The organism is Oscillatoria nigro-viridis PCC 7112 (assembly GCF_000317475.1).
GTDB lineage: Bacteria > Cyanobacteriota > Cyanobacteriia > Cyanobacteriales > Microcoleaceae > Microcoleus > Microcoleus nigroviridis.
Window position 1 is genome coordinate 4,528,814 of record NC_019729.1, and the last position, 23,289, is coordinate 4,552,102.

A 23,289-nucleotide genomic window follows, 5' to 3' on the forward strand; every position below is an offset into this window, starting at 1 on the left:
AACTTTCGACATTCGCACAAGCCTAAAAATATCTGACACAGCCCTCTGGCTAGCAGAAAAATTTAGAATCGGGAACCGCACCTAGCCTCAACAATCGCGACTGGCCGATCTCTATTTTTTTCTCGGCAAATCAGAATTTGAGCCAAACGCTGCTCGGAATAATACCCATTAGCCATCCAGCCGAGGGGTGCGCCCGCGATCGCGCCGACTGCTAAACCAGTGATCGGGATCCAAATAAGATGCTTTCTGGCGATCGGCTGGTGTTCCATAAAAATTTATCCTAAACAATTACCCTTACCAGAAATACCAAAAATAAAAGTTAGTTTCTTCCTCCTATTTACTTATTTCCTAAGTAGTAACCCACCCTAAGTAAGGTGCGGATTTGGCACCTTACTTAGTATGTAGGATGCCCAATTTTATGCCAAATCAAACAGCAAAAATTCAGCATCTTCCGTAGCTTCAATCACCAATTCAGACTCACCGCTAACCGCCGCAGCGTCGCCATTTTTCAAAGTCAAACCGTTGAGCAAAACCGAGCCGCGAGCAACTTGTACCCAAGCATGGCGATTCGGCTGCAAAGCATGAGAAACCCGCGATTCTTTATCCAAAACAGTCGCATACAAATCCACATCTTGATGCACTTTTACAGCACCATCTCTCGCATCTCGCGCCGCCACTAACCGCAGTTTTCCGCGCCTTTCTTCCACTGGAAACTCCCGCTGCTCGTAACTCGGCTGCAAGCCTTTTGTATCGGGTAACAGCCAGATTTGCAGCAAATGAACCGGGTCTGTTTGCGAGTTATTGAACTCGCTGTGCTGGATACCTGTACCCGCAGTCATCCGCTGCACTTCACCGGGTTTAATCACTGCACCGGTACCCAAACTGTCCTTGTGTTCTAATGCTCCTTCTAATACATAAGTAATGATTTCCATGTCGCTGTGGCCGTGAGTGCCGAAACCTCTGCCGGGGCTAACGAAATCCTCATTAATTACCCGCAAAGAGCGAAAATTCATATAATTTGGATCGTAATAGCCGGCAAAAGAAAATGTGTGGTAACTGTCTAGCCAACCGTGATTAGCGTGTCCTCTTGCTTCACTTTTTCTGACGGTAATCATTCTTTGAATCCTCATCCGATTTTAGATTTTAGATTTGCGATTTTAGATTGGGAAGGACTGATGAAGCTCGTGGTTTAGAGTACAAGCCTACAGTTCCATTTTTTTGGGGAACTGGTATCAGTGAAATTTATTGGGTGTTTCTGAGATATTTCTACTTTAAACCCAGTCAAGCTATTATGGGAAGTACGCACTTAAAAGTAGGGTAGTTACCAAAAATATACTATGCAAGTCCAAGAAGTAAAGGTCGATCGGGCAAATTGCCCTGTAGAACGCACTCTAGAGGTGATTGGCGGGCGCTGGAAAGTCTTGATTCTGCGGGAGTTGTTTCCAGGAGTGAAGCGCTTTAACGAGCTGCAACGAGCTGTCAACGGCATTACTCAGAAGATGCTGACGCAGCAACTGCGGGAAATGGAATCAGACGGGATCGTGCACCGGGAAATTTACCTGCAAGTGCCGCCAAAAGTTGAATATTCGCTAACCCCTTTGGGCGAAAGTCTCAAACCGATTATTAATGCCATGCACGAATGGGGAATTCAGCATATTAGCGAAGATGGAAAATGAGCGGTTTCTAGATGGTTTTTTCCGTCTTCCGACAGATTTCAAATTTTCAAGCTAGTTCAAGAATCATAATATGAACAACATAGAGCGTCTCGCCACCCTCAACCGCATCCGCAAACTCAGCCGCCTGATGGATACCGCCATTGGCATCCCCGGCACTAAATTTCGCATTGGTTTAGACCCCATTATCGGTTTAGTTCCGGGTGCTGGGGATATCGTAGATACCGCATTTTCCGCCTACCTAATTTATTTAGCAACTCGATTCAACATCCCCCAAAAGACTCTAGGGAAAATGATTTACAATATCGGTCTAGAAGCAGTTGTGGGATCAGTACCTTTAGTCGGAGATATCTTCGATGCCTTTTATAAATCCAACATGAGAAATCTGGCGCTTTTAGAAGCACACCTCGAAGCAGTTGAACCCGAACTAGCCGCAGTTGCAGAACCTATTCCTGAACCTATTAAAATCTAGGGCGGGTTTCACCAACAATAATTGTAAATAACCAACAATCTCTCAAGCCCGCCCCCACCAAACGAGAAATCCCCGCGCCTATTTTTGGCATTTAAAATGTAGGGGCGGGTTTCACCAACAATAATTGTAAATAACACACAGTCTCTCAAACCCGCCCCCACCAAACGAGAAATCCCCGCGCCTATTTTTGGCATTTAAAATGTAGGGGCGGGTTTCACCAACAATAATTGTAAATAACACACAGTCTCTCAAACCCGCCCCCACCAAACGAGAAATCTCCGCACCTATTTTTGGCATTTAAAATGTAGGGGCGGGTTTCACCAACAATAATTGTAAATAACCAACAGTCTCTCAAACCCGCCCCCAGCAAACGAGAAATCTCCGCGCCTATTTTTGGCATTTAAAATGTAGGGGCGGGTTTCACCAACAATAATTGTAAATAACCAACAGTCTCTCAAACCCGCCCCCACCAAACGAGAAATCGCCGCGCCTATTTTGGCATTTAAAATGTAGGGGCGGGTTTCACCAACAATAATTGTAAATAACCAACAGTCTCTCAAACCCGCCCCCACCAAACGAGAAATCCCCGCGCCTATTTTTGGCATTTAATATAAATCAAGGTTGATGTGGATTATTTGTTAGGTGGGGGCGGGTTTCTTAGATTGTTCGTAGCTGGCCGGTATTATTGGTAAAACCCGCCCCTACGAAATAATTACTGATGGCGTTTAACAGCTTCCACCAAAGCAATAACATCTTCTTCTTTAGTATTAAAAGCCGTTACCAGTCTAACAGTACATTCATCCCACCGATAAAACTGAAAACCCTCAGCTAAAACCGCTGCAATTACCGATTCTGGAATCTGCATGAAAATCTCGTTTGCTTCAACCCGATGGCAAAACTTCGCTCCCTCAACTCCCGCCAAACCTGCGGCTAATTTGGCTGCCATATTATTTGCATGAGCCGCATTTTTTAGCCACAAATCATTCGTTATATACGCTTCCAACTGCGCCGACAAGAACCGCATTTTCGAGAAAAGATGCCCGCTGCGCTTGCGGTAAAAAGGGAAAGTCTTTGCTAATTCTCGATCAAAAAAAACCACAGCTTCTGCACCCATCGCGCCGTTTTTTGTCGCTCCAAAGGATAGAATATCCACACCAGCGCGCCAGGTAACATCCGCAGGAGAACAGCCAAGACTGGCGACAGCATTGGCAAAGCGGGCTCCATCCATGTGCAGGTGCAAATTATGAGCGCGAACCACTTCCGAAATGTGGGAAATTTCCGCTGGATTGTAGACAGTTCCGGCTTCCGTTGCTTGAGTGATGCTGAGGGCTGCGGGCTGTACGTGATGGACGACACCTGCACCAGCGCGATCGAGTATTTTTCCTAAAGTCTCTGGCTCTATTTTACCGTGATTTCCTGTTAATGTCACTAACTTTGCACCGCCTGTAAAAAACTCCGGCGCGCCGCATTCATCCAGATTAATATGAGATTCGGCGTGACAGTAAACAGCCCCGTAAGGAGGAGTGACAACCGCAAGGGCTAGAGAATTAGCAGCCGAACCAGTTGCTACAGGGAAAACAGTCACCGATGTCTCGAACAAATCCGAAAATTTAACTTGCAAACGCTGTGTATATTCATCATCTCCGTAAGACATCACAGCACCGCAATTAGCTGCTGCAATCGCCGCCATAATCTCCGGCGAAACCCCGGTTGCATTGTCGCTACAAAAATTCATTAGAATAATTGGTAAATAGAATCTATAATATAACTCAACACTCAACAGTCAACACTCAAGCATTAAACCAAGAGGCAGACTTATGGCAGAGTACCGCCAAATAGAATACCGCATCGGCAAAGACGGCAAAATTACCGAAACCGTCCTCAACGCCACCGGTTCGAGTTGCACCGAAACCACCGCCGGAATTGAAAAAGCCCTCGGAAAAGTAGAATCTCAAGACTTGCTGCCAGAATACTACGAAGGGGAAGAAAATTTGATCGTTGAACAAACGCAGACTTTAAAACAAGTTTAGAAGAGTTAAAGATGTTTGATCTCCTGGGTGCAACAGTTGATGTAACAACAGTGCCTGCCTTCAGCTTCGCGCTGGCTGTCGGGGGCATTTTTCTAATTTTAGTCTACGTTTATGCTGCATCTGAGGCGGGAGATGCGATCGAGTTTAAGTACGATACAATTCTGCGGGAACGCATGAATCAGCTAGACATTCTCGATTGGCAAGACTTAGGCGAAAAAGCAGGCTTAAGTCGCTTTGGGGTGCGCTTAGTGCGGCAGGGAGACGTGGGAAAACTCACGCTAGACCAACTGAGGCGGCTGGCAACAGTGCTGAATTTGAATTTTCAAGAGTTCGATCGCACTTTGAGCGCGCTGCCTATATCGGCTACAATCACAACTAATGCCAGCGAAATAGAAGAATTGAGGCAACAGTGTTTCCGGCTGCGAGAAGAACTGCAGCAGCAAAAAGCTCAACTAACTGCCGATTTTCGCCGCGCTACCTTTGAACAGTTACAAACTTTGTTGACTAACTATCCCGCCGCCCGCAAAATGGCAGAAGCCAAGCCGGATATGCCAGCCAAAAATCTCTCAGCTTTGTTTACTCCCTTAGAAAATCTCTTGTCAAGTTGGGCTTTTGAAACTATTGGTTCAACTTGGGAACAAGTGACTTACAATCCGCAGTTGCACCAGCCGGATGTTGAGGATATAACCGAAGGAGAATTAGTTTATATTCGGTTTGTCGGCTATCGGGAGGGAGAGCGAATTCTTGTTCCTGCTAAAGTTAGCCGCACCCTTCCAGGCGGCATAAAAAATTAAGTAAGGGGCGCAATGCGACCCTAAAAATAGAGTAGATTCGTAAGTCATATAAAGTAAAGTTAGCTGCACCACTCTGGGCCGCATGAAAAATAAAATCTAAAATCTAAAATCTAAAATCACCATGACTACAGTTGCCATTGACTTCGGCACCAGCAACACGGTTGTCTGCATTCTCAACCCGGATACGCAAACACCAGAAACTTTGAGATTGGGCGAGATGTCCCGCATTTTTAAAACGAAGAATTTGAGCGGAGATGTTCGAGAAATATCTGTAGTGCCGACTTTAGTTTTTGTGAAAAATGCCGGAGAGTTGATATTGGGAGAAAAAGTGCGATCGCAGCGTTTGGGGCAATCCCAGCCCGACCGTTTTTTCAAAGCTTTTAAACGCAATTTAGCTGCCGACTTTCAGCCGCCACCCCGCAATATCGACGGCGAAACCTACACAGCAGAATCAGTAGCAGAACAGTTTATCAAAACTATTTGGAAACAATTATATTTACAAAATATACAGCCAGAAAAAGTAATTTTCACAGTCCCAGTCGGAGCATTTGAGCGATATCTAGATTGGTTTCGCGACTTAGGAGAAAATTTGGGAGTTGCGGAAGTTCAGGTAATAGATGAATCCACAGCCGCCGCCCTGGGATATGCAGTAAAACGCCCCGGATCTCTAGTTTTAGTAGTTGATTTTGGCGGCGGAACTTTAGATTTAAGTTTAGTCCGTACTGCTGTAACCCCCCCCTTACCTCCCCTTACCAAGGGGGGGAGAAATCTCGCTCCCCCCCTTGACAAGGGGGGGCTGGGGGGGGTGCGTGCCGAAGTGTTGGCAAAATCCGATGCTTATGTAGGCGGCGAAGATATTGACATCTGGATTGTCGAAGATTATTTGCGGCAAATTGGTTCGTCGCGGGCAGAAGTCGGCCCAGTGGGCTGGCAAAATTTATTAGAAATAGCGGAAAAATTAAAAATTCAACTTTCTCAAGTTAATGAAGCGAAGGAAAGTTGGTTTGACGATGAAAATTTTATGTCTTACGACTTGCAGCTAAACCGAGAGAAACTTGAGAAAATTCTGGAATCTCGGCAGTTGTTAGAACAGTTGCGACAAGCTTTAGATGAAGTGCTGAGCATTGCAATGGGAAAAGGTATCGGCAAAGGAGATATAGAACAGGTTTTGCTGGTAGGAGGAACTTCTATAATTCCGGCTGTATCTAATTTAGTGGTGTCGTATTTTGGGCGGCAAAAAGTCCAAACAGATAAGCCGTTTGAAGCTGTGGCGCACGGTGCTTTAGCGCTGACACAATTAGCGAGTGTTGAGGATTATTTGCGCCACAGCTATGCAATTCGCCTCTGGGAACCTTACGCTAAAGCTTATGCTTATTCGCCGATATTTAGCAAGGAAATGAAGTATCCCTGTCAAAGTTCCGAAGAGTTGACGCTGCAAGTGGCAATTGAAGGGCAAAGGGAAATTCGGTTAGATATTGGGGAAGTTGCGGAGGTATCGCAAGCGGAGGTTATTTTTAACGAAAAAGGGCAAATGACGAGCAGTTGGCTCAACAAACAGACGGATTTTCGCTCTCTGGAAAGCCACCACCAGCAGGTTTGCGTAGCGCATTTGAATCCGCCCGGGGTATTGGGCATTGACAGGGTTTCGGTGAGTTTTGAGGTGGATGAGAGGCGGGTTTTGTTGGCGACGGTGCGGGATTTGGTGACTGGTAAGGTGTTGGTGGAAAAAGGGGCGATCGCCAAACTGCAATAGTGATAAAATTTTGAGTAAGTTTTTTCACTAAGATCAGACTCGACGATTGAAATCGCCACTACACAAACTTTTGTCCCAGCAGAAGGGGACTAAAGAATAAAGAAGGATTTTAAAAATGGCATACAGCGATTTTACTACGATTACAAAAGTGCGTGCAGCATTTAACCTCACTGTTAATGAAAAAACAGTTTTGTTTGCAGATGTAGAATCAATTGCACCTAGCGAATATCTCAAAACAACCCTAGCAGAATATATCCCTCTCGCTAATGCTATCAATACTGAAAAAGCTCGCTCGGAGTTAATTATTGCTCCCGTATTATTAGAAGCACGGCGCATTTTAAACTTCCAAATCGGCTTTTTCTCCGGCACTGAATTTAATGCAGATCCCGAAAGTGGACTTAACGGGTACTGCGATTATATCCTCACCGCATCCAGCGATTTGTACGAAATCCGAACGCCAGTTGTCACCTTAGTAGAAGCCAAAAATGAAAACATCAAAAACGGATTAGGACAGTGTATTGCTGAAATGTTGGGAGCCCAGCGATTCAATCAACAGCAAAATGATGAAATTGAGGCGATTTACGGAGGTGTTACCACGGGCAATGCTTGGAAGTTTCTCAAATTGGTAAATCAAACAGCTTTTATTGACTTGAACGATTATTATATTAACGAAGTTGACAAAATTCTCGGAATTTTAACAAAACCTTTACGCAAAGACTAAAAACAACGATTGCCATCAAATTTATGCCATGAAAAAACAACAAAATAAATTCAGCCACCTGACGGCAATTGAAAGAATTTCCCTGTCATTTCCGGCAAGATTTTTATTGGATAAAAACTTGCTGCAAGGGAAAGTCTTAGATTTTGGGTGCGGTTTCGGCAGCGATGTTAGATTGTTGCAGCAAAAAGGCTTGAATATTGCGGGCTACGACCCTTATTATTTCCCGCAATTCCCCGAAGATAAATTCGACACCATCATTTGCTTTTATGTTTTGAATGTTTTGTTTCCTGAAGAACAAGCTAATGTTTTGATGGAAGTGTCGCACCTGTTGAAACCGGGAGGGAATGCGTATTTTGCGGTGAGAAGGGATATCAAAAAAGAAGGCTTTCGAGAACATTATGTCCACAAAAAACCTACATATCAGTGCATTGTCAAACTGCCATTTAAGCCAGTTCACCTAGATGAGTATTGCGAAATTTACAAATACGTGCATTACAACCATCAAAGAAATTCAACTAATAACTGCATATTCTGCAATCCGTATAAAAACCTAATTTTGCTAACTGAATCAGCAACAGCTTATGCGATGTTTGACGGTTATCCCGCCAGCAAAGGTCATGTTTTAATTATCCCCAAGCGTCACGTTGCCAATTATTTTGAACTGCCGTTTCGAGAGCAATCGGCTTGCTGGTTTATGGCTAATAAGGTACAAGAGATGTTAAGTAAAGAATTTCAGCCGGACGGGTTTAATGTGGGTCTCAATATTAATAAACAGGCCGGTCAAAGTCGCAGTCACGCGGCTATTCATGTTATCCCCCGTTACAAGAGGGATGCGGCGGGGAATAAAGGCGGAATTAGGTATGTGATTCCCAAGAGTGAAAAATAAAAGTTAGCCAATTGTGAAAGGAATTATTTTTTACCGCAGAGGCGCAGAGAACACAGAGGAATAGAGAAGAGAGGAATTCATAATTTTTGTAAGGATTGTTATATTTGAGCAAACGGCGAGCAAAATAGAGTTAAAATGTGTTTGCAAGGTCTAAAACTACACATTAGCAACAATTTGGTGTTCTGTTTATGTCTAAGCGCAAAAAGCAAGAATGGCTCAAGGAAACCCTAGAGCTTAAAGAAAACCACAATTGGAAGTCAAAGCCTGGAACTCGAATTTTTGTAGCAGGAAGAGGTGCAGTCCGCTTTGATGTCCCGGAAGATTGGCATTTTGAACCGGATACTAACTCGTTCCGATTTACGGATAAAAAGCCGCCGGATGATGATTGTCGTTTGGAGGTTTCGTTTAATTTGCTACCACCTAATAACTGGGCAGATTTTCCGCTGGTGCCGCTATTACAGAAGGTGGTTGAAGATGATACGCGAAATCCGATCGCTTTTGGGGAAATTATCCAATTGAAGCGGCAAACTGCCCGCGTTGTTTGGACTGAATTTAAGTTTATCGACCCTCCAGAACAGCGGGAAGCTTATTCGCGAATCTGTATCGGACTGGGTTCTAATGTTCAGTGTTTGATTACTTTTGACTATTGGGTTGACGATGCTGAACGTTTGACTCCTGTCTGGGATACGGTGATGGATTCGTTAGTTCTGGGTTTGTTTATTAGCGACCCTCGAACGGGGTTCGCACGTCCAGACTAGACCGATTTTCTGGGAAACGTTCAACCACTAATTTTGCTAAGTGTTGGATTGGCAAGCCAACAGTCAGTAAATTTAGAACCAACATTAAACTTTACAACCGCTTTGCCATGAAAATATCTGGCTTGCCAATTCCGTTCGCGTCGGGCATCACTCCCACGATCGCAAAACCCATTTTTTGATAAAATTCGTAGGGATGACCGCGCAAATTTCTAATTTTGGCGACGTGTTCCCAAACGTTAGGATAAAGATTGATGCCTGAAAGAGTGGTTTGATTGTCTTCGTCGTCGGTGCCCACCCACAGCACGATCCCTCCCCGGTTTTTAGCTTCTGCTGCTAAATCTGCTACGAGCGATCGACCAATTCCTTGTCCGCGAAATTCTGTTTTCACTACCAGCGGGTGCAGTTCCCAAACATTACCGTCATACTGTTTAATCCCGCCAATCCATCCCAAAACTTGATTGCTGTCGGCGACTGCAATTCGACTGATGCGATCGGCTGCCAAAGATTCTTGCACTTCTTGCAAAGCAGATTTTAGATCGGGCCAAGCATCGGGCCAATGCTCTTTAAAACCTTCAACTATTAATTTAGCTACCTGTTGAATTTTTGGCTCGTCAACCGCACGCAAATCTGTAATTTGTACGTTCATGAATTTACATACTAAATCAAGGATTACGGACTAATACGCTCACACACCGGGTTTTATAACCGGGGTAAACGGCAAAAACGAAGTCAGGACTCACGAGGGCAACATTCGCTACAGCTTGCCCGATCGCTAGCTTTCATATTTCAGTCTAGGCTAATTTTGCCATAAAATCGGATTTTGCGATCGGGTAAGGGCGATCGATCTTCTGCAGGGATAATTTGCGATCGCCAGTTTGCTCGATTTGAGTGGATCGGCTCATACTGACAATGCTATAATTATTAACAAGTTGTGCTTAGGGAGACTACGGAAATGCAGATCGCACCATTTGAAGAAAAAATGTGGGAGAGTTCGCCAACAAAAACTCGCACTAAAATATCCGATAGTGAAATAAACGATAAGTACGAGTTAAGAGAGAATAGAATTCTTACTGAAATCAACCGTGAAAAGCTTCCGAGCTTTGTCCAGGCATTAAAGAATCCGGGTTATATGGAAGTGCGACCATTTTACCAAAGAAGATCGCGTTGGACTCCCAAGATGCAATCCCAATTAATCGAATCATTTCTGATCAATATTCCCGTTCCGTCAATAATTTTATACGAAAAAGAATACTATTCATATGAGGTTATGGATGGTCAACAAAGAATTACTGCGATTCAGGATTTTTATGAAAACAAGCTTTCATTAACAGGGCTTGAACTCTGGCCTGAATTAAATGGACGTACCTATAATCAACTTCCTCAAAAAATTAGAGCGGGTATCGACCGTCGTTCTATATCATCTACCGTAATTATTGCCGAATCAACTTCCGATCCTGAAGAGGCTCTATTCTTAAAACAAAAAACCTTCGAGCGCCTTAACACTGGAGGCGTAGATTTAAGTCAGCAGGAAGTGCGAAACTGTTTGTATTATGGAAAGTTCAATGAACTGTTACTAAAATTATCGCGCCATCCTATATTTGCTGAGGCTTGGGGAATTCCGACAGACGATAACAGCCCCAAATTAGAGCAAAATACCCTTTATAAAAAAATGGAAGATGCTGAGTTAGTTCTGCGTTTTTTTGCTCTCAGAAATGTCGATAAGTTCCAGCGGGGAATGGAAGGATTTTTAGATTTGTACATGATGAGAAGTTTAAATTTTGATGAAGAAGAAATCAAGTACTTGGAATCTATTTTTCTCAAAACTATCACAATAGCTCACCTAATTTACGGAGAGCATTTATTCAAACCATTTGACCAGAAAACTCAAACTTGGTCAAACAAAAGTTTGAAAGCATATTATGATGCAATTATGGTTGGTTTAAGCAGGCACTTGCAATATGAAAAAAGATTAATTGCTCTAAAAAACCGAATTATTGAAGAGACAAAGAACCTCTTTAAAAAACCTGAATCTAGTCTTCTCACAGGAGGTGGAAAAACCAAGGCAGAGATTCAGGATCGAATCAGGATATTTGACGAAATGCTTTTGCAAGTTATCGGAGAGTAACTTGCGATGTTTGACGAGCTTCTCAAGACAGTCTGTCTTAAAATTTCTACTGTCCGTTCGATGATAAAGATTAACGATCGACTTAGAAAAATCGTATTTCAAGACAGTTCAGATATAAAACAGTTGAAAGAAAATCCTGAATTTGCCGCATTAATAGAAGTAATCTCTAGCAAACCAGAATGGCGAATTTACGATCGCTGTGCCGTAGTAACCAGATTGTATGCTATTTACGAGCGCTTTGTTGAGGATTTAATTTCGGATTGGCTGCGACTGATGCCGGATTTGGTGCCACGCTATTCAGACTTAGGAGAAAAAATTCAGAATACCCATCGAGAGGGTATAGGACGTTTATTGATTGACCTCAAAAAAAATAGGTTTCAACACCTTTCAGTTGAGCAAGTAGTGCAAGGATTATCCTGCGGGATTACTGATGCTGGAAAATACGAGCTACTTCCTGAAGCCTTTCTATTGCACGAGCAAAATTTACGGAAGGAAGTGCTAGAAACAGTTTTGAAAAATGCGGGAATTGATGAGGCATGGAAATGGATAATTAACCACAAAGAAGTTAAATATTTTGTCGAGGAAGTTCGCGGCAGTCAAAACTCTGCTGAAGGAGAACTAAAACAACTGGTTGACTATCGAAATAAAGCAGCACACGGCTCTGCAGACGAGATATTAGGAATTCAAGAACTGTTGGATTTAGCTGATTTTGTTGAGGCTTTATGTAAATCTCTTGCCGATTTAGTGACCTACAATATAATTTTACGCCAAATCGATCGAGGGCTGGTAAGCGAAATTGGCAAAATTACAGAATGGTTCAAAAAGCCACAAGCAGGGGTAGCCAAAGTTAAGGAAGTTACATTAACTGTAGGAGAAGGTGTTTTTCTTGTTTTAGTTAATGATGAATTGTCGTACTGCTACTCTGCTAAAATTGAGAGCATTCAGCTTAATGATATTTCCCACAATCATGTGGAAATAACCTCGGAAGCAGAAGTAGGGTTAAAGTTCGATCGGGATGCCAGAATAGGATTGACTATTTATGTAACTAAATCAAACCCAGTTGACTGAATCTTTCGTTAACTGCGAACTGCGATCGCCAATTCCCCGCAAAATACTAACACAAGTGCCGTACAATTATCCCACCATCCGGCATCAACCAACCTGCTAACCCCATGCTTTGCGATTACCTAGTACAAATCCTCACCGCCCGCGTCTACGATGTTGCTCAAGAAACAGCCCTAGAATCCGCCCCGAATCTATCAGCACGGCTCAACAATAAACTTTTGCTAAAGCGAGAGGATATGCAGTCGGTGTTTTCCTTCAAACTGCGGGGTGCGTACAACAAAATGGCGCAACTGTCGCCGGATTTGCTAGCACAAGGTGTCATTGCAGCTTCCGCTGGGAACCACGCCCAAGGAGTCGCCCTCGCCGCCCGCCACCTGGGAACTCGCGCGATTATCGTCATGCCCGTAACGACGCCGCAGGTGAAGGTAAATGCGGTGATATCCCGGGGCGGAGAGGTAGTTTTGCACGGGGATACCTACGACGATGCCTACGCCTTTGCGCGCCAATTAGAGGCCCAAAAAGGTTTAACTTTTATTCACCCTTTTGATGACCCGCACGTAATTGCGGGACAGGGTACGATCGGCATGGAAATTCTGCGGCAACATCAAAAACCAATTCACGCGATTTTTGTGGCAATTGGCGGCGGCGGATTGATTTCGGGAATTGGGGCCTATGTCAAGCGGTTGCGGCCGGAAATAAAGATTATTGGCGTCGAACCGGTGGATTCCGATGCAATGAATCAATCGCTGAAAGCGGGTAAACGGGTGCGTTTGTCGCAGGTGGGTTTATTTGCTGACGGCGTTGCTGTGCGGGAAGTGGGGGAGGAAACTTTTCGGCTGTGTCAGGAGTATGTGGATGAGATTATTTTGGTGCATACGGATGATGTTTGCGCCGCGATTAAGGATGTTTTTGAAGATACGCGATCGATCTTAGAACCTGCTGGCGCTTTGGCGATCGCAGGTGCGAAAGCTTACGTGGAACGGGAACAAATCGCTGGACAAACATTAATTGCTGTTGCTTGCGGCGCGAACATGAATTTCGATCGGCTGCGTTTTGTAGCAGAAAGAGCCGAGTTTGGCGAACGCCGCGAAGCCATTTTTGCAGTCACAATTCCCGAACAACCGGGAAGTCTCCGCAGGTTTTGCGAATGTCTGGGCAAACGCAATTTAACTGAATTTAGCTATCGAATTGCGGATGAGAAAGAGGCACATATTTTTATCGGTGTACAAATTCAAAACCGTGCCGATGCGGTGAAGATAGCCGCAAGTTTTGAAGATTGCGGCTTCAAGACTTTGGATTTAACTGATGATGAATTAACGAAACTGCACGTGCGGCATATGGTGGGCGGGCGTTCGATGCTGGCAAATCATGAATTGTTTTATCGCTTTGAATTTCCCGAACGTCCCGGTGCGTTGATGCAGTTTGTCGGTTCGATGAGCCCTAACTGGAATATCAGCGTTTTTCACTATCGAAATAACGGCGCAGATTACGGGCGAATTGTGGTGGGAATTCAAGTACCGCCCGATGAGATGCAGGAATGGCAGGCTTTTTTGGATACGCTGGGCTATCAGTATGGGGATGAGAGTCAGAATCCGGCGTATAAGCTATTTTTAAGATAGTTTGGTTTGTGGTCTAGAAACAAATTAATATTTATGAACGCACTCAAAAAAATCTTGCCGTTTTTTTTGATGATTTTTGCTGTTGCTATTGTGGCAGCAGTTGCACATTTTGCGATCGAACAACTTCCCAGCCCAGTCAGTTATTTTCAACCTGTGGATACCAGAGATGGTGCAGAGTTGTACAAAAAACAACTACCCAACGGAAATCTGGCTTATTTGCAAGTTATTAACGTCGAAAAAATGCAAATAGACCAGCTAATTGGAGAGGTCGATCGGATGGCTTTCAATAAAGGATTGTATTATCAGGGAGAAAACAAATATTACAGTCCTTTCTTTAAGAGCAAGTTATTCTCGGAAGTTACAGGTGAATACAAAAAGCTTTACGCTAACGATGTTTTTTCCGTCATAAACTGTTCTTTTTTTGAACAATACGAACGCAGCACGCAGCTATCTTTTCCTATCAAATTTAACGGTCAAGTTATTACTGGCGGTAACGGCATCTACGGCCCCGTCAAGAAACCCAAAGATGGGCAGTATAAAAATGTTCGATTGAAAGCTTTGGTCTGGAACGATCGAGAAGCATATATCACAAATTACGAACCGCACACAGGAAAGCCATTGAATCAAAAAGCAGTCCAAAATGCAGTTGTTACTTACGAATACAAACACCATCCAGCTAAACTAATATCTAAAAATCCCGCAAATAGGTATCACGTCATCGGTACGCTGGATAAAGATGGTCGCAAGGGTAATGAATTGCTGGCAATTATCACAGTTAATGAAGCGACTTTAGATGCAGCAGCTAAGTTAATGCGAGAATTCGGAGTCAAAGGAGATATCGTGACGATCGACGGCGGACTCTCAACTTATCTATTCAATCCTAAAATCGGGGAGATTATGTTGCCTCAAGCAAATAATATTGCCACTCGCGAACTGCCGCACTATTTAGGGTTTAGGAATAGAAAATCTCAGACAGCTTCACCAAAAATATTGGTGGCTCAACCAGCAGGAAAAGTGCAGGTGGAAGCAAATAAACCTTATTTGATTTTGTGGAGAGACAATATTCAGGATGAGGTCAAGATTGAGCTGTATCAAGAGAATAAGTTGGTTGAAAGCATAGCCAACCGCGCGGCTAGCGATGGGGTTTATGAATGGAAACCTAAGATTGCTGTAAAATCAGGGTCTTTGATTCGGATTTCAAGTGTTAAAAATGCCAAGGTGTCTGGGACTTTGCAGTTGTGATTATTAGACATCTCCAAAAAACATAGTCTTGAACAGGCAAGATGCCTGTTCCACAGTAATTATTGGAGATGTCTATTGTTGGCAAAGAAATCTCATTGCGATCGCAAATTCCGCACATCCTCAATACTGAGTCCCGTTGTTTGACTGATAGTTGCATCGTCCAGGCGAGGAGAGTAAACCGTTACAACTCATCATAAAGGGAGATACTGAATTTGTCCTGCCAATTCTCCCTCAAGGCTGCACTCCAAAAGTATCAGAACATCATCAATTACCCTACCAATTGGTGCATCGAAGGTAACTTCAACAACTCCTGACATTGGCTTACCTGCGGCCATACGTTCATAGGCATAGCGCGTAATCGTAGCCACATCATGAGTCAGCAAAATTCGATTTTCTTGGGCGGCCCATTCCAGCACTATTGGGTCATCTTCACCGGATAAGCCCACATCTTGGACGCGAACAATATCAATATCTGGTTTGCGACGCATCAAACCTCTAACAATTGTATTGTCAAAGTTTTCATCAGCTAGGAATTTCATGCCGATCGCTCTTGTTTGCGGGCCATTAATCTGTCGCGCAATCCCTGCGGGTCAAATCTTGCTTCATTCGTCTTGCGAATCTCTTGTGCCTGTTGCTGTCGAAGCTGCAGATACGTTTCGACTTCCTGCTGGTGATTGAGGTAAAAACCTATGGTGGCATACACATCAGCCAACCGGAGTGACGGATAACGATAAACTATTTCCTCTGCTGTACTTCCCTGCTTAAAGACTGCAATGACGGTATCTAAAGTCACGCGAGTTTTACCCACTCGCACCACACCGTCAGCATTAGTTTCTATGGGTGCAGGTTCAGCTACAACTACTAATGTCATGGCAACCTCAACGTTCGCTGTCTTAATTGTATCAGAAGGTCGATCGAACTTGACGGGCGATCGCTCTTAAGCCTAATACTTAGAACTTAAAGTATTATATCAGCAGCGATTTCCTGGCGTACTATCTCAGCTAGACTATCCCACTGAGCGTCTGTTGTAGCTTCAAATTGAGCCTGCCACGCCCGTTCATCACTGATATCCTCTTCCTCCACTAGAATGCGGATTAACTCTCGTTTCTCGATCGCAGACAGTTGTCTAATGGTAGGGAGTAATTCTGTTAGTGTCATCGGTTGTTTTCCTACGATGCGTCTATGTTAACGGTAGTAGGTTAACGTAGTAATTGCAACTTCCAGGGGAGTTTTACAAAGAGTGGCGCGATCGCAACTAAGATGCGATCGCGCGGCCGTATGATATTCCTAATGTTGAAACGATTTGGTAGTTGCGGGCGATCGCACGATTCCGAAACATCAGGTTGATGAAATGCGATCGCCCTACTTGTCAGTTGCTTCAATTCTTCTGCAACCATTTTGTCAGCACGCGCATCCACTGGGCGGTATTCGGTGCACGCTGCAAGTCGCTCCAGTCTGCCATTTGGGCAAAACCTAGTCGCACCAGCCAATTTACTACGGCGGTTATGCCTTGGCGGGAGCCAACAACCATGATACGCACGGGTTCCCGGTTTTCTCGATCGTCCGTGGGCTCTGCCTCTTGTTGGGTGTCGTTGGGTGGTTCGGTTAGAAAGTCTTTAGCCATTGGAAAGTCCTCATCTTCAAAATCAACTAATCACTACATATTGTGTAGTTAGTACAATCAGATCGCAATCACTACACATATGTAGTGATTGACAGTTGGGGCTTCCCTTGGCATCATGAGGTGCATGGGAAAAACTGGTCGAGTTTTGAGAGATGTGCTGGACACCTATGGGATTAGCCAAAACAAATTGGCGAGCGCAATGGGTGTGCGAAGTTCTGTTGTCTATCGTTGGTTTAATGAGTTGATAGATCCAACTGGAGAGACGCTTGTGAAGATGGTTGCGGCGTTAAAGTTGCTCGATATAGATGCAGCGCGGGAGTTTGTGCGGCGCTATTTGGGTGAGATTTTGGAGGATGAGAGTGAGGGTGAGGTCGATCGGTCTAAAAACACAGAATAGAGTTAATGATAAAATTATGGCAGAGTGGCAATGACACCGAATTCAAAGCGATGACAGCAGCACTTCCCATTTCTCTCACTCTCGAAGCTTTCCTCAAACTACCGGAAACTCAACCTGCGAGTGAATTTATTAACGGACGCATTCACCAAAAGATTATGCCTCAAGGCAAACATTCTCGTTTGCAACTCAAGTTTTGCAACGCTGTTAATCTAGTTGGGGAAACAGAACGAATTGCTCTTGCTTTTCCTGAATTGCGGTGTACTTTTGGCGGGCGTTCTATTGTACCTGATGCTACAGTATTTGCTTGGGATAGAATCACTTTTGAAGCGGATGGCGAAGTTCCGAATTCTTTTGAAATTCATCCCGACTGGACAGTAGAAATTTTATCTCCAGACCAGAAAGCAACTAAGGTGATTAGTAATATTTTACACTGTTTGAAATACGGGACTCAGCTCGGATGGTTAGTCGATCCAGAGGAACGGTTTATTTTAGCATTTATTCCCGGACGAGAACCAGTTGAGTTAACGGGACAAGATCGGTTGCCCGTGCCAAGTTTTTTAACATTAGATTTGACAGTGGAGCAGGTTTTTGGGTGGCTGAAAGCAGGTGGATAACTTGGCTCTAATTTCGAGCAGATCGCAACGCACATCCTCAATAGTGAGTCCGGTTGTTTGACTGATAGTTGCATCATCCAGGCGATCGAGCAATTGCCGCGCGATCGCAACTAAGATGCGATCGCGCGGCGGTATGATATTCCTAATGTTGAAACGATTTGGTAGTTGCGGGCGATCACACTTGGGTTTTCTGGTTAGGGCGATCGCCTTTGTAGTTACAAACTGTTTACTTTTAGCTTCTGGTTAGATAAGTATGCTACTTTTGAAGAACATAAATATAGTCACTTTTGTCGGACTTATCTGTCACAGTAAATTCCACTTTGTATGTGGAAGCATTTGTGATGTCTATGTTTTCTCTCAATGCTTCACCACGATTTAAATCAATATTCTTTCGTAACTTTCCGTCAACGTATATTTTAGCTACTATGCTATCCAATTCCGAATTTTCAGGTAAGGCATATGCTAAAGGAAGCTCACCAAAATTTTTCTGAATTTCACACACAATCGACCGAGGACTGTTTCTAGTAATATAGAATCTTGATACTGGTTTTGCAGCTTTATTTGCAACAGGAATTATATCTGTGTATTCACCCTCATTGGCTAAGGTCCCACCAAAATTTTTACACTCGACTTTTGGTGGCTTCGGCTCCTTTGCAGAGATTTGAGTGGGTGAAAGTCCCGTAGGAGTAGCACCAACAGGGACTGGAGTTGGTTTATCAGCAGATATTGGCGGTGTTGAGAATGAGGTACTCTTTGAGGTACTCTTTAATATATATGCCTTTGCTACGACTGAACCTCCTTTTAGATCTACTATCTCACTAATTGTTTCAAATCCCTCTTTCCTCAGCGTGATTTGTAAATCTCTTGTGCTAGGTATTTTCACCATGACGTAGCCATTTGACTCAGTAACTGCTGTCGCGGCTATTCCTCTCTGAGATGTGAATTCAACGTTAACACCTGCAAGAGGTGCTGAAGATTCAGTTCTAACGATGACAGGAACCTCTTTGATTTCAGCATCTTTAGAAGACTGATTAGTTTCAAATCCGAAAATTTGACGAACTTTGGGAGTGGTGACAGCTACTATAATAGCTAAAGTTGAGAGCAAAATACCAATATAAACAGTCCACCTAGAGTTCATAGAGTTATTTCCTTATAACTAATTTTTGATCGTGCCTTAAATATCCATACATCGGTGCAAACTGCATTTCCGAACATTCCGATAATTAATTTGTTATACAGGAAAGTTATGGCTGCTGACGGGGCAACAAGTAGCGTAAAATCTAAGCTAGCAAAGGGTTTAATTAGATAGGCTTCACAAACATAGAAGCAGTCGATCGCTCTTTAAAAAAACTAAGGGCGATCGACCATCTTTATTTGACCAAACCTGTGCATAGAGGCTCTTTTCCTGGACGACTTACGCAAGCTCGAATATCTGTTATGTCTGCAGACAACATACCCGTAACTTGAGGTTCTGGATAATCATCTTGCATACGCAGAGGCTGGAATCGTTTTTTATCTTTGCCCTCAAAGTAAATAGTTGCACCAGGCACGGTTGGCAGTTTGACCCAACGAGCATGACATTTAGCGGAGTATTTTATCTCAAGATTCAGATTCTTGAACTTTTCCCCTAACTCTGGAAAACTAACGAGTTCGGTAGTGTAAATACTCATATCTTGATCGCAAAGATTTTTTGGAGCACGTCCTGTGCAACTGTCTGCTTTGCAATTTCCTAAATCAGCTTGTTTTTTTTTTTAATATATATGTCTTTGTTACGACTGAACCTCCTTTTAGATCTACTATCTCACTAATTGTTTCAAATCCCTCTTTCCTCAGCGTGATTTGTAAATCTCTTGTGCTAGGTATTTTCACCATGACGTAGCCATTTGACTCAGTAACTGCTGTCGCGGCTATTCCTCTCTGAGATGTGAATTCAACGTTAACACCTGCAAGAGGTGCTGAAGATTCAGTTCTAACGATGACAGGAACCTCTTTGATTTCAGCATCTTTAGGAGCAAGAACCTCTTTGATTTCAGCATTTTTAGGAGATGGATTAGTCTCAAGTCCCAAACCATAACGAACTTCGGGAGTGGTGACAGCTACTATAATAGCCAAGACAGAGAGCAAAATACCGATATAAACAGTCCACTTAGATTTCACAGAGTTGCTTCCTTCTAACGAATTTTTATCAGGCCTTAAATATCCATACATCGCCGCCAACTGCATTTCCGAACTTTTCGAGAGTTAATTTGTGGTACAGTAAAATCATGGTTGCTGACGAAGTAACAAGCAGCGTGAAGGCTTAGCTAGAAAATGGTTTAAGGTGATTTGCAAAAACTCTAGTAGGATGCTGATGGCAGACTCATCCATACTATACCGATCACCCAAAAATTGTCCATAAAAAAAGTTGGAAAAAGTGGGAACTTCCTAAAATTCGGATGCGCTGCCCCAAAAGTTGCAAAAAGTTGGAAAAAGTTTGCTATAGTAACTAAAATTATCTCACCATCCAACCTATGGACAGTCCTCAGATATTGCAATTTGTCGATGAAGCTGTCTGCGCCACGACAGGCAAACATCTAAACAACTTGCAGCGCAAAATTATCACGGGAATACTGAATCGTAAAAAGTATACTGATGTTGCAGAAACTTATGGTTATAGTTCCCAGCACGTTAAAAAGGCTAGTCACGAGCTTTTGCAAATGTTATCTGAGGTGTTTAGCGAACCCGTTAAGAAAAGTAATCTTGAATCCGTTATAGAAAGACAGATAAATCAGAATATAAATCTGGGCAAAAATAATAATTTTCAAAATAACAGAATTAGCTACGTCAATAATTGCCCTAATCCCTCTACTTCTACCCCAGATGAAACTCAGCCGGAAAATCGCGACTTGCAGGAGGAAACCATAAATCAAACTAAGATTGAAACAATAGATAAATTACGGCAGTTTGGCTTGAGCGACGAACAAATTGCAGAAGCGCTAGATATACCTTTAGAACAGGTTAAACAGGTGAACTTGGAGGAGTAAAGTCTCCTACAGTAATGAAAAGGTAAGTTTTGAAAAGAAATTAGGAGAATCAATTGAAAATCAAAATTATTATTCACGAAGCAGAAGAAGGCGGATATTGGGCAGAAGTTCCTGCTATTCCTGGCTGTGCAACTGAGGGAGAAACTTTTGAGGAATTGCTGCAAAACCTCTATGAAGCGATCGAAGGTTGCCTTGTTGAAGTAAAATAAAATATCCCCAGCTCTTTTCAGCGATGAACACAAAACTCATTGAATCCTTAGTACAAATCATCCAGACACTCTCAGAAGACGAGCAATTGCTAATAAAAGCAAAACTATTTAATAACATCCCCTATCCTTCTACTGTCGAAATAACCCAGTTAGCCCAAAGCGGAGGAGCATTTCAATTCCTGGACGACGAACCTGATATTTACACCCTTGAAGATGGAGAGCCAATTTAGTGAAGCTAAAAAAAGGAGATATTGTTTTAGCTGAATTTCCCTTTACAGATTTGAGTCAGAAAAAGTTACGTCCGGCTTTAGTGCTGTGGGCAATTTCAACCATAGATGAAATTACGATCTGCTTCATTTCTTCGCAAAATGTCACTACCCTAAGTTTAGATGAATTTGCTTTAAATGCTTCAGATTCCGAATTTCCCAGCACGGGATTAAAAGTATCTTCTAAAGTAAGAGTGACTCGGATTGTCAGTCTTGAACAGAGATTAATACTGAGACGATTGGGCGAGTTAGGAAGTCAGCAAATGCAGGAATTGAATGCAACTATCATACAAGCATTTCAATTAGTATAGCCTTGTTTACTCTCGCGTGCTTGCCGGAAACGATCGCAAATCCCTGCAATAAAAGTTTCGCCATCAATCGGTGGAGTATGTTCGGACATGGCAACAGCAGCATCTATCTTAACTCGTAGAGTATCTATCCACTGGCGATCGGCGCGATCGTACTCATCTAACAATCGCAAAGCAACTTCACAACACAAACTAGAATCATCGTGCAAACTCATAGGCAATATTCGTGATGCGGCCGCGCCAGTAGGGCAATAGCGAGCCATCAGGCAGTTGCCACGCCACCTCACCGGAGAGCGGAATCCGCATACCGTCTCGCAATTTGTAGTCCCAGAAGCGGCCAATCCAGGGCGCAAACACCAGCCCCCCGTTAACTGTACGGGCGCGGGCTTCGGCGCGAATACTGGCGATTAGCCCTGCTTCATCAAAGCGGAAATCCAGGGAAACAGGGGTGTCGCCATCCTGTAGCGTTGCTCTGGCCGAAGAATTGTCGATCGCCTCCCAGCGAACACCTTGACTCGGCAGCAGTCTCGTCGGATACCAAGCCGCCTCCGCGAAAAAGCGCATCAGTTCCCCAAGTGCCGCTTCTGGAGTGCCGCGGATATCCGCCAGAGTCACCAGGCCCAGCAGCGCTGCATGGAGGATGCCTTCGCCAGAAATGTAGGCATCATGAACGAACGCATTGATACCGGGCATCATGGCAATTCGCCCGTCCCAGTCAAAGCCAGGGCGCTGAGTAATTACCAGTTGAGTTGAGGTGAAGGCGCTCCATTTTTCTGCGGTTTCGCTCATGTTAAACGTGCCTTCGTGGGAAACCCGCGCTGCTGCAATTAGCGGTTGTCCATCCTCGATCGCCGCGCGAAAGTAGCGCTGCACGGGCTGGGGTAAATCGGCGATTTCCCGCGCATCAAATGTCAGAGGTTTAATCGGCAAGCGCGCAGCTTCCAGATTGGCTCGCAGTTCCTTGGTACCCAGATGCCAGCGGTATGCTCCCAGGGCGATCGCCCCAACAATGCCAACTACCAGCGCCAGGATGATTAGTACGATCGGCGATCGCCACACGGTGATTCCTCTTGATAGCTAAAAACGAGTTAATCCAGGGCGAGTCTTAAACCCATCGACCCACTACAACTCTCACCGTTCCATCTGCCAAAGTTTCCTCTTCTTCTACATGAAAACCCTCTGACTGCACCGCCGCCATCAAACTTTTGCGCGCGTATTTTTGACTAATTAAATTGACAAATTCCTGCTGGTTAATTCGAGCGCCCCAAAAATCCGCCACCAATTCGTAATCCTCTCCGCTGCGGCGAAAACCCAAATCGTAACCGTTGGATTGCCGAATCACGTACTCCGCATTAGTTTTGTCACCCCGATAACCCCGTACCTGCACATTGCACTCTACTTGATAACCCAACTCTTCCAACACTTGATGCAGCAGTTCGCCGTTCTTGATTTGAACCTTGATCGTTGTGAAGTGTGACATATCACTTTCGGATTTTTGTGTGAAACGCTGATTTGATTATAATACTATAAACTGCAACAGTCAATAAGTTAGAAGTTGCGATATTAAACCAGGTTTGAGCGTCAGCGAAAGCAGCCAGGTTACAAGCCGCCGGATTCATCTGTGCAGAAATTTAAAACAGGGTATCCGATAACAATTGCCCCGATTTATCAGTGCGTGAGTTCGCTTTTTTTACTCATCCAATTCTTCAA

At 43.8% G+C, this 23,289-nt stretch carries 34 protein-coding genes; 18 read left to right on the forward strand and 16 right to left on the reverse strand.

Annotation, left to right across the window (positions count from 1 at the left end; genetic code table 11):
- Positions 1 to 62: 62 nt before the first annotated feature.
- On the reverse strand, positions 63 to 269 hold the full coding sequence (locus OSC7112_RS18970) for a hypothetical protein (RefSeq protein WP_015177413.1): 207 nt from the start codon (positions 267 to 269) through the stop codon (positions 63 to 65).
- A 147-nt stretch (positions 270 to 416) separates the two neighbouring features.
- Positions 417 to 1,115 (reverse strand): pirin family protein, encoded by a 699-nt coding sequence (locus OSC7112_RS18975; protein WP_015177414.1) that lies wholly within the window; start codon positions 1,113 to 1,115, stop codon positions 417 to 419.
- 222 nt (positions 1,116 to 1,337) lie between these two features.
- Between OSC7112_RS18975 and OSC7112_RS18980 the strand changes: the two genes are divergently transcribed.
- Both OSC7112_RS18980 and OSC7112_RS18985 read left to right on the forward strand, forming a co-directional pair.
- Complete coding sequence (locus tag OSC7112_RS18980) at positions 1,338 to 1,676, forward strand: winged helix-turn-helix transcriptional regulator (RefSeq protein WP_015177415.1); 339 nt, start codon at positions 1,338 to 1,340, stop codon at positions 1,674 to 1,676.
- A gap of 70 nt (positions 1,677 to 1,746) precedes the next feature.
- Complete coding sequence (locus OSC7112_RS18985) at positions 1,747 to 2,145, forward strand: DUF4112 domain-containing protein (protein WP_015177416.1); 399 nt, start codon at positions 1,747 to 1,749, stop codon at positions 2,143 to 2,145.
- A 317-nt stretch (positions 2,146 to 2,462) separates the two neighbouring features.
- On the opposite strand, the gene OSC7112_RS18995 is transcribed toward OSC7112_RS18985, so the two are convergent.
- Positions 2,463 to 2,750, reverse strand: a complete 288-nt coding sequence (locus tag OSC7112_RS18995; RefSeq protein ID WP_015177418.1) for a hypothetical protein — start codon at positions 2,748 to 2,750, stop codon at positions 2,463 to 2,465.
- Between the two features lie 107 nt (positions 2,751 to 2,857).
- Positions 2,858 to 3,880, reverse strand: coding sequence for a threonine aldolase family protein (locus OSC7112_RS19000; protein ID WP_015177419.1), 1,023 nt, complete (start codon positions 3,878 to 3,880; stop codon positions 2,858 to 2,860).
- Positions 3,881 to 3,962: 82 nt separating this feature from the next.
- On the opposite strand from OSC7112_RS19000, the gene OSC7112_RS19005 reads away from it, so the two are divergent.
- The 6 genes from OSC7112_RS19005 to OSC7112_RS19030 all read left to right on the forward strand — a co-directional run bounded on the left by OSC7112_RS19005 (position 3,963) and on the right by OSC7112_RS19030 (position 9,087).
- Positions 3,963 to 4,175: a DUF2997 domain-containing protein gene (locus OSC7112_RS19005; protein WP_015177420.1), complete on the forward strand. Its 213-nt coding sequence runs from the start codon at positions 3,963 to 3,965 to the stop codon at positions 4,173 to 4,175.
- Between the two features lie 11 nt (positions 4,176 to 4,186).
- Entirely contained in the window at positions 4,187 to 4,969 is a 783-nt protein-coding gene (locus tag OSC7112_RS19010; RefSeq protein ID WP_015177421.1) for a nucleotide exchange factor GrpE, read from the forward strand.
- A gap of 121 nt (positions 4,970 to 5,090) precedes the next feature.
- Positions 5,091 to 6,722 (forward strand): Hsp70 family protein, encoded by a 1,632-nt coding sequence (locus tag OSC7112_RS19015; RefSeq protein ID WP_015177422.1) that lies wholly within the window; start codon positions 5,091 to 5,093, stop codon positions 6,720 to 6,722.
- 115 nt (positions 6,723 to 6,837) lie between these two features.
- A complete protein-coding gene (locus OSC7112_RS19020; RefSeq protein WP_015177423.1) occupies positions 6,838 to 7,443 on the forward strand; it encodes a hypothetical protein in 606 nt (201 codons plus the stop codon).
- A gap of 28 nt (positions 7,444 to 7,471) precedes the next feature.
- A complete protein-coding gene (locus OSC7112_RS19025) occupies positions 7,472 to 8,329 on the forward strand; it encodes an HIT family protein (RefSeq protein WP_015177424.1) in 858 nt (285 codons plus the stop codon).
- 188 nt (positions 8,330 to 8,517) lie between these two features.
- Positions 8,518 to 9,087, forward strand: a complete 570-nt coding sequence (locus OSC7112_RS19030) for an Alr1449 family protein (RefSeq protein WP_015177425.1) — start codon at positions 8,518 to 8,520, stop codon at positions 9,085 to 9,087.
- A 91-nt stretch (positions 9,088 to 9,178) separates the two neighbouring features.
- Here OSC7112_RS19030 and OSC7112_RS19035 read toward each other — a convergent pair whose 3' ends face one another.
- Positions 9,179 to 9,733, reverse strand: coding sequence for a GNAT family N-acetyltransferase (locus OSC7112_RS19035; protein ID WP_015177426.1), 555 nt, complete (start codon positions 9,731 to 9,733; stop codon positions 9,179 to 9,181).
- 306 nt (positions 9,734 to 10,039) lie between these two features.
- Between OSC7112_RS19035 and OSC7112_RS19040 the strand changes: the two genes are divergently transcribed.
- The 4 genes from OSC7112_RS19040 (at position 10,040) to OSC7112_RS19055 (ending at position 15,138) form a co-directional block, all read left to right on the forward strand.
- Entirely contained in the window at positions 10,040 to 11,212 is a 1,173-nt protein-coding gene (locus tag OSC7112_RS19040) for a DUF262 domain-containing protein (protein ID WP_015177427.1), read from the forward strand.
- Between the two features lie 6 nt (positions 11,213 to 11,218).
- Positions 11,219 to 12,280, forward strand: coding sequence for an MAE_28990/MAE_18760 family HEPN-like nuclease (locus OSC7112_RS19045; protein WP_015177428.1), 1,062 nt, complete (start codon positions 11,219 to 11,221; stop codon positions 12,278 to 12,280).
- An 83-nt stretch (positions 12,281 to 12,363) separates the two neighbouring features.
- A complete protein-coding gene (gene ilvA / locus OSC7112_RS19050) occupies positions 12,364 to 13,896 on the forward strand; it encodes a threonine ammonia-lyase, biosynthetic (protein WP_263053624.1) in 1,533 nt (510 codons plus the stop codon).
- A 33-nt stretch (positions 13,897 to 13,929) separates the two neighbouring features.
- The gene (locus tag OSC7112_RS19055; RefSeq protein ID WP_015177430.1) at positions 13,930 to 15,138 is read left to right on the forward strand and encodes a hypothetical protein; all 1,209 of its coding nucleotides are present in this window, start codon (positions 13,930 to 13,932) and stop codon (positions 15,136 to 15,138) included.
- Between the two features lie 191 nt (positions 15,139 to 15,329).
- On the opposite strand, the gene OSC7112_RS19060 is transcribed toward OSC7112_RS19055, so the two are convergent.
- The 5 genes from OSC7112_RS19060 to OSC7112_RS19075 form a co-directional block, all read right to left on the reverse strand.
- Positions 15,330 to 15,677 carry a DUF5615 family PIN-like protein gene (locus OSC7112_RS19060; protein ID WP_015177431.1) on the reverse strand — a complete coding sequence of 116 codons (348 nt, stop codon included), beginning with the start codon at positions 15,675 to 15,677 and terminating at the stop codon, positions 15,330 to 15,332.
- A complete protein-coding gene (locus OSC7112_RS19065; RefSeq protein WP_015177432.1) occupies positions 15,674 to 16,009 on the reverse strand; it encodes a DUF433 domain-containing protein in 336 nt (111 codons plus the stop codon). Before OSC7112_RS19065 ends, OSC7112_RS19060 begins: the two co-directional genes overlap by 4 nt.
- 86 nt (positions 16,010 to 16,095) lie before the next feature.
- Entirely contained in the window at positions 16,096 to 16,296 is a 201-nt protein-coding gene (locus OSC7112_RS19070; RefSeq protein ID WP_015177433.1) for a hypothetical protein, read from the reverse strand.
- A gap of 41 nt (positions 16,297 to 16,337) precedes the next feature.
- Positions 16,338 to 16,535, reverse strand: coding sequence for a hypothetical protein (locus OSC7112_RS38385; RefSeq protein ID WP_150111561.1), 198 nt, complete (start codon positions 16,533 to 16,535; stop codon positions 16,338 to 16,340).
- Positions 16,517 to 16,762, reverse strand: a complete 246-nt coding sequence (locus OSC7112_RS19075; protein WP_015177434.1) for a hypothetical protein — start codon at positions 16,760 to 16,762, stop codon at positions 16,517 to 16,519. The genes OSC7112_RS38385 and OSC7112_RS19075 overlap by 19 nt, the downstream gene beginning before the upstream one ends.
- A 124-nt stretch (positions 16,763 to 16,886) precedes the next feature.
- Between OSC7112_RS19075 and OSC7112_RS19080 the strand changes: the two genes are divergently transcribed.
- Together OSC7112_RS19080 and OSC7112_RS19085 are read left to right on the forward strand one after the other, a co-directional pair.
- On the forward strand, positions 16,887 to 17,159 hold the full coding sequence (locus OSC7112_RS19080) for a helix-turn-helix domain-containing protein (protein ID WP_041622622.1): 273 nt from the start codon (positions 16,887 to 16,889) through the stop codon (positions 17,157 to 17,159).
- 5 nt (positions 17,160 to 17,164) lie between these two features.
- The gene (locus OSC7112_RS19085; RefSeq protein ID WP_015177436.1) at positions 17,165 to 17,773 is read left to right on the forward strand and encodes a Uma2 family endonuclease; all 609 of its coding nucleotides are present in this window, start codon (positions 17,165 to 17,167) and stop codon (positions 17,771 to 17,773) included.
- A 256-nt stretch (positions 17,774 to 18,029) separates the two neighbouring features.
- Here OSC7112_RS19085 and OSC7112_RS19090 read toward each other — a convergent pair whose 3' ends face one another.
- From OSC7112_RS19090 to OSC7112_RS19100, 3 genes are all read right to left on the reverse strand, one after another.
- Complete coding sequence (locus OSC7112_RS19090; protein WP_015177437.1) at positions 18,030 to 18,911, reverse strand: hypothetical protein; 882 nt, start codon at positions 18,909 to 18,911, stop codon at positions 18,030 to 18,032.
- A 232-nt stretch (positions 18,912 to 19,143) separates the two neighbouring features.
- Positions 19,144 to 19,443 (reverse strand): hypothetical protein, encoded by a 300-nt coding sequence (locus OSC7112_RS19095; protein ID WP_015177438.1) that lies wholly within the window; start codon positions 19,441 to 19,443, stop codon positions 19,144 to 19,146.
- A gap of 64 nt (positions 19,444 to 19,507) precedes the next feature.
- Positions 19,508 to 19,996 carry a hypothetical protein gene (locus tag OSC7112_RS19100; protein ID WP_015177439.1) on the reverse strand — a complete coding sequence of 163 codons (489 nt, stop codon included), beginning with the start codon at positions 19,994 to 19,996 and terminating at the stop codon, positions 19,508 to 19,510.
- A gap of 287 nt (positions 19,997 to 20,283) precedes the next feature.
- Here OSC7112_RS19100 and OSC7112_RS19105 point away from each other — a divergent pair, with 287 nt between their 5' ends.
- Genes OSC7112_RS19105 through OSC7112_RS19115 form a run of 4 tightly spaced genes read left to right on the forward strand, consistent with a single transcriptional unit; the run spans position 20,284 to position 21,582 of the window.
- Complete coding sequence (locus OSC7112_RS19105) at positions 20,284 to 20,796, forward strand: helix-turn-helix domain-containing protein (protein WP_015177440.1); 513 nt, start codon at positions 20,284 to 20,286, stop codon at positions 20,794 to 20,796.
- A gap of 53 nt (positions 20,797 to 20,849) precedes the next feature.
- On the forward strand, positions 20,850 to 21,005 hold the full coding sequence (locus OSC7112_RS35955) for a type II toxin-antitoxin system HicB family antitoxin (RefSeq protein ID WP_015177441.1): 156 nt from the start codon (positions 20,850 to 20,852) through the stop codon (positions 21,003 to 21,005).
- Between the two features lie 23 nt (positions 21,006 to 21,028).
- Entirely contained in the window at positions 21,029 to 21,235 is a 207-nt protein-coding gene (locus OSC7112_RS19110; protein ID WP_015177442.1) for a hypothetical protein, read from the forward strand.
- A complete protein-coding gene (locus OSC7112_RS19115; protein WP_015177443.1) occupies positions 21,235 to 21,582 on the forward strand; it encodes a type II toxin-antitoxin system PemK/MazF family toxin in 348 nt (115 codons plus the stop codon). Before OSC7112_RS19110 ends, OSC7112_RS19115 begins: the two co-directional genes overlap by 1 nt.
- Here the strand turns inward: OSC7112_RS19115 and OSC7112_RS19120 are convergent.
- Genes OSC7112_RS19120 through OSC7112_RS19130 form a run of 3 tightly spaced genes read right to left on the reverse strand, consistent with a single transcriptional unit; the run spans position 21,570 to position 23,059 of the window.
- On the reverse strand, positions 21,570 to 21,794 hold the full coding sequence (locus OSC7112_RS19120; RefSeq protein WP_015177444.1) for a hypothetical protein: 225 nt from the start codon (positions 21,792 to 21,794) through the stop codon (positions 21,570 to 21,572). The two genes, OSC7112_RS19115 and OSC7112_RS19120, sit on opposite strands and share 13 nt — an antisense overlap.
- Positions 21,778 to 22,638, reverse strand: coding sequence for a DUF6920 family protein (locus OSC7112_RS19125; RefSeq protein ID WP_015177445.1), 861 nt, complete (start codon positions 22,636 to 22,638; stop codon positions 21,778 to 21,780). The genes OSC7112_RS19120 and OSC7112_RS19125 overlap by 17 nt, the downstream gene beginning before the upstream one ends.
- A gap of 46 nt (positions 22,639 to 22,684) precedes the next feature.
- On the reverse strand, positions 22,685 to 23,059 hold the full coding sequence (locus tag OSC7112_RS19130; protein ID WP_015177446.1) for a DUF1257 domain-containing protein: 375 nt from the start codon (positions 23,057 to 23,059) through the stop codon (positions 22,685 to 22,687).
- Positions 23,060 to 23,289 lie beyond the last annotated feature (230 nt).

Excerpts from the sequence above, each read along its gene's own strand:
- OSC7112_RS19030 (WP_015177425.1), top strand. The coding sequence starts at position 8,518 with ATGTCTAAGCGCAAAAAGCAAGAATGGCTCAAGGAAACCCTAGAGCTT.
- OSC7112_RS19090 (WP_015177437.1), bottom strand. The coding sequence starts at position 18,911 with ATGAACTCTAGGTGGACTGTTTATATTGGTATTTTGCTCTCAACTTTA.
- OSC7112_RS19110 (WP_015177442.1), top strand. The coding sequence starts at position 21,029 with ATGAACACAAAACTCATTGAATCCTTAGTACAAATCATCCAGACACTC.
- OSC7112_RS19055 (WP_015177430.1), top strand. The coding sequence starts at position 13,930 with ATGAACGCACTCAAAAAAATCTTGCCGTTTTTTTTGATGATTTTTGCT.
- OSC7112_RS19045 (WP_015177428.1), top strand. The coding sequence starts at position 11,219 with ATGTTTGACGAGCTTCTCAAGACAGTCTGTCTTAAAATTTCTACTGTC.
- OSC7112_RS19005 (WP_015177420.1), top strand. The coding sequence starts at position 3,963 with ATGGCAGAGTACCGCCAAATAGAATACCGCATCGGCAAAGACGGCAAA.
- OSC7112_RS18970 (WP_015177413.1), bottom strand. The coding sequence starts at position 269 with ATGGAACACCAGCCGATCGCCAGAAAGCATCTTATTTGGATCCCGATC.
- OSC7112_RS18985 (WP_015177416.1), top strand. The coding sequence starts at position 1,747 with ATGAACAACATAGAGCGTCTCGCCACCCTCAACCGCATCCGCAAACTC.
- OSC7112_RS19075 (WP_015177434.1), bottom strand. The coding sequence starts at position 16,762 with ATGGCTAAAGACTTTCTAACCGAACCACCCAACGACACCCAACAAGAG.
- OSC7112_RS19035 (WP_015177426.1), bottom strand. The coding sequence starts at position 9,733 with ATGAACGTACAAATTACAGATTTGCGTGCGGTTGACGAGCCAAAAATT.
- OSC7112_RS19070 (WP_015177433.1), bottom strand. The coding sequence starts at position 16,296 with ATGACACTAACAGAATTACTCCCTACCATTAGACAACTGTCTGCGATC.
- OSC7112_RS19025 (WP_015177424.1), top strand. The coding sequence starts at position 7,472 with ATGAAAAAACAACAAAATAAATTCAGCCACCTGACGGCAATTGAAAGA.
- OSC7112_RS19020 (WP_015177423.1), top strand. The coding sequence starts at position 6,838 with ATGGCATACAGCGATTTTACTACGATTACAAAAGTGCGTGCAGCATTT.
- OSC7112_RS19130 (WP_015177446.1), bottom strand. The coding sequence starts at position 23,059 with ATGTCACACTTCACAACGATCAAGGTTCAAATCAAGAACGGCGAACTG.
- OSC7112_RS19065 (WP_015177432.1), bottom strand. The coding sequence starts at position 16,009 with ATGACATTAGTAGTTGTAGCTGAACCTGCACCCATAGAAACTAATGCT.
- OSC7112_RS18995 (WP_015177418.1), bottom strand. The coding sequence starts at position 2,750 with ATGCCAAAAATAGGCGCGGGGATTTCTCGTTTGGTGGGGGCGGGTTTG.
- OSC7112_RS19010 (WP_015177421.1), top strand. The coding sequence starts at position 4,187 with ATGTTTGATCTCCTGGGTGCAACAGTTGATGTAACAACAGTGCCTGCC.
- OSC7112_RS19120 (WP_015177444.1), bottom strand. The coding sequence starts at position 21,794 with ATGAGTTTGCACGATGATTCTAGTTTGTGTTGTGAAGTTGCTTTGCGA.
- OSC7112_RS18975 (WP_015177414.1), bottom strand. The coding sequence starts at position 1,115 with ATGATTACCGTCAGAAAAAGTGAAGCAAGAGGACACGCTAATCACGGT.
- OSC7112_RS19060 (WP_015177431.1), bottom strand. The coding sequence starts at position 15,677 with ATGAAATTCCTAGCTGATGAAAACTTTGACAATACAATTGTTAGAGGT.
- OSC7112_RS19105 (WP_015177440.1), top strand. The coding sequence starts at position 20,284 with ATGGACAGTCCTCAGATATTGCAATTTGTCGATGAAGCTGTCTGCGCC.
- OSC7112_RS18980 (WP_015177415.1), top strand. The coding sequence starts at position 1,338 with ATGCAAGTCCAAGAAGTAAAGGTCGATCGGGCAAATTGCCCTGTAGAA.
- OSC7112_RS19085 (WP_015177436.1), top strand. The coding sequence starts at position 17,165 with ATGATAAAATTATGGCAGAGTGGCAATGACACCGAATTCAAAGCGATG.
- OSC7112_RS19040 (WP_015177427.1), top strand. The coding sequence starts at position 10,040 with ATGCAGATCGCACCATTTGAAGAAAAAATGTGGGAGAGTTCGCCAACA.
- OSC7112_RS38385 (WP_150111561.1), bottom strand. The coding sequence starts at position 16,535 with ATGGTTGCAGAAGAATTGAAGCAACTGACAAGTAGGGCGATCGCATTT.
- OSC7112_RS19000 (WP_015177419.1), bottom strand. The coding sequence starts at position 3,880 with ATGAATTTTTGTAGCGACAATGCAACCGGGGTTTCGCCGGAGATTATG.
- OSC7112_RS19015 (WP_015177422.1), top strand. The coding sequence starts at position 5,091 with ATGACTACAGTTGCCATTGACTTCGGCACCAGCAACACGGTTGTCTGC.
- OSC7112_RS19080 (WP_041622622.1), top strand. The coding sequence starts at position 16,887 with ATGGGAAAAACTGGTCGAGTTTTGAGAGATGTGCTGGACACCTATGGG.
- OSC7112_RS19095 (WP_015177438.1), bottom strand. The coding sequence starts at position 19,443 with ATGAGTATTTACACTACCGAACTCGTTAGTTTTCCAGAGTTAGGGGAA.
- OSC7112_RS19100 (WP_015177439.1), bottom strand. The coding sequence starts at position 19,996 with ATGCAGTTGGCGGCGATGTATGGATATTTAAGGCCTGATAAAAATTCG.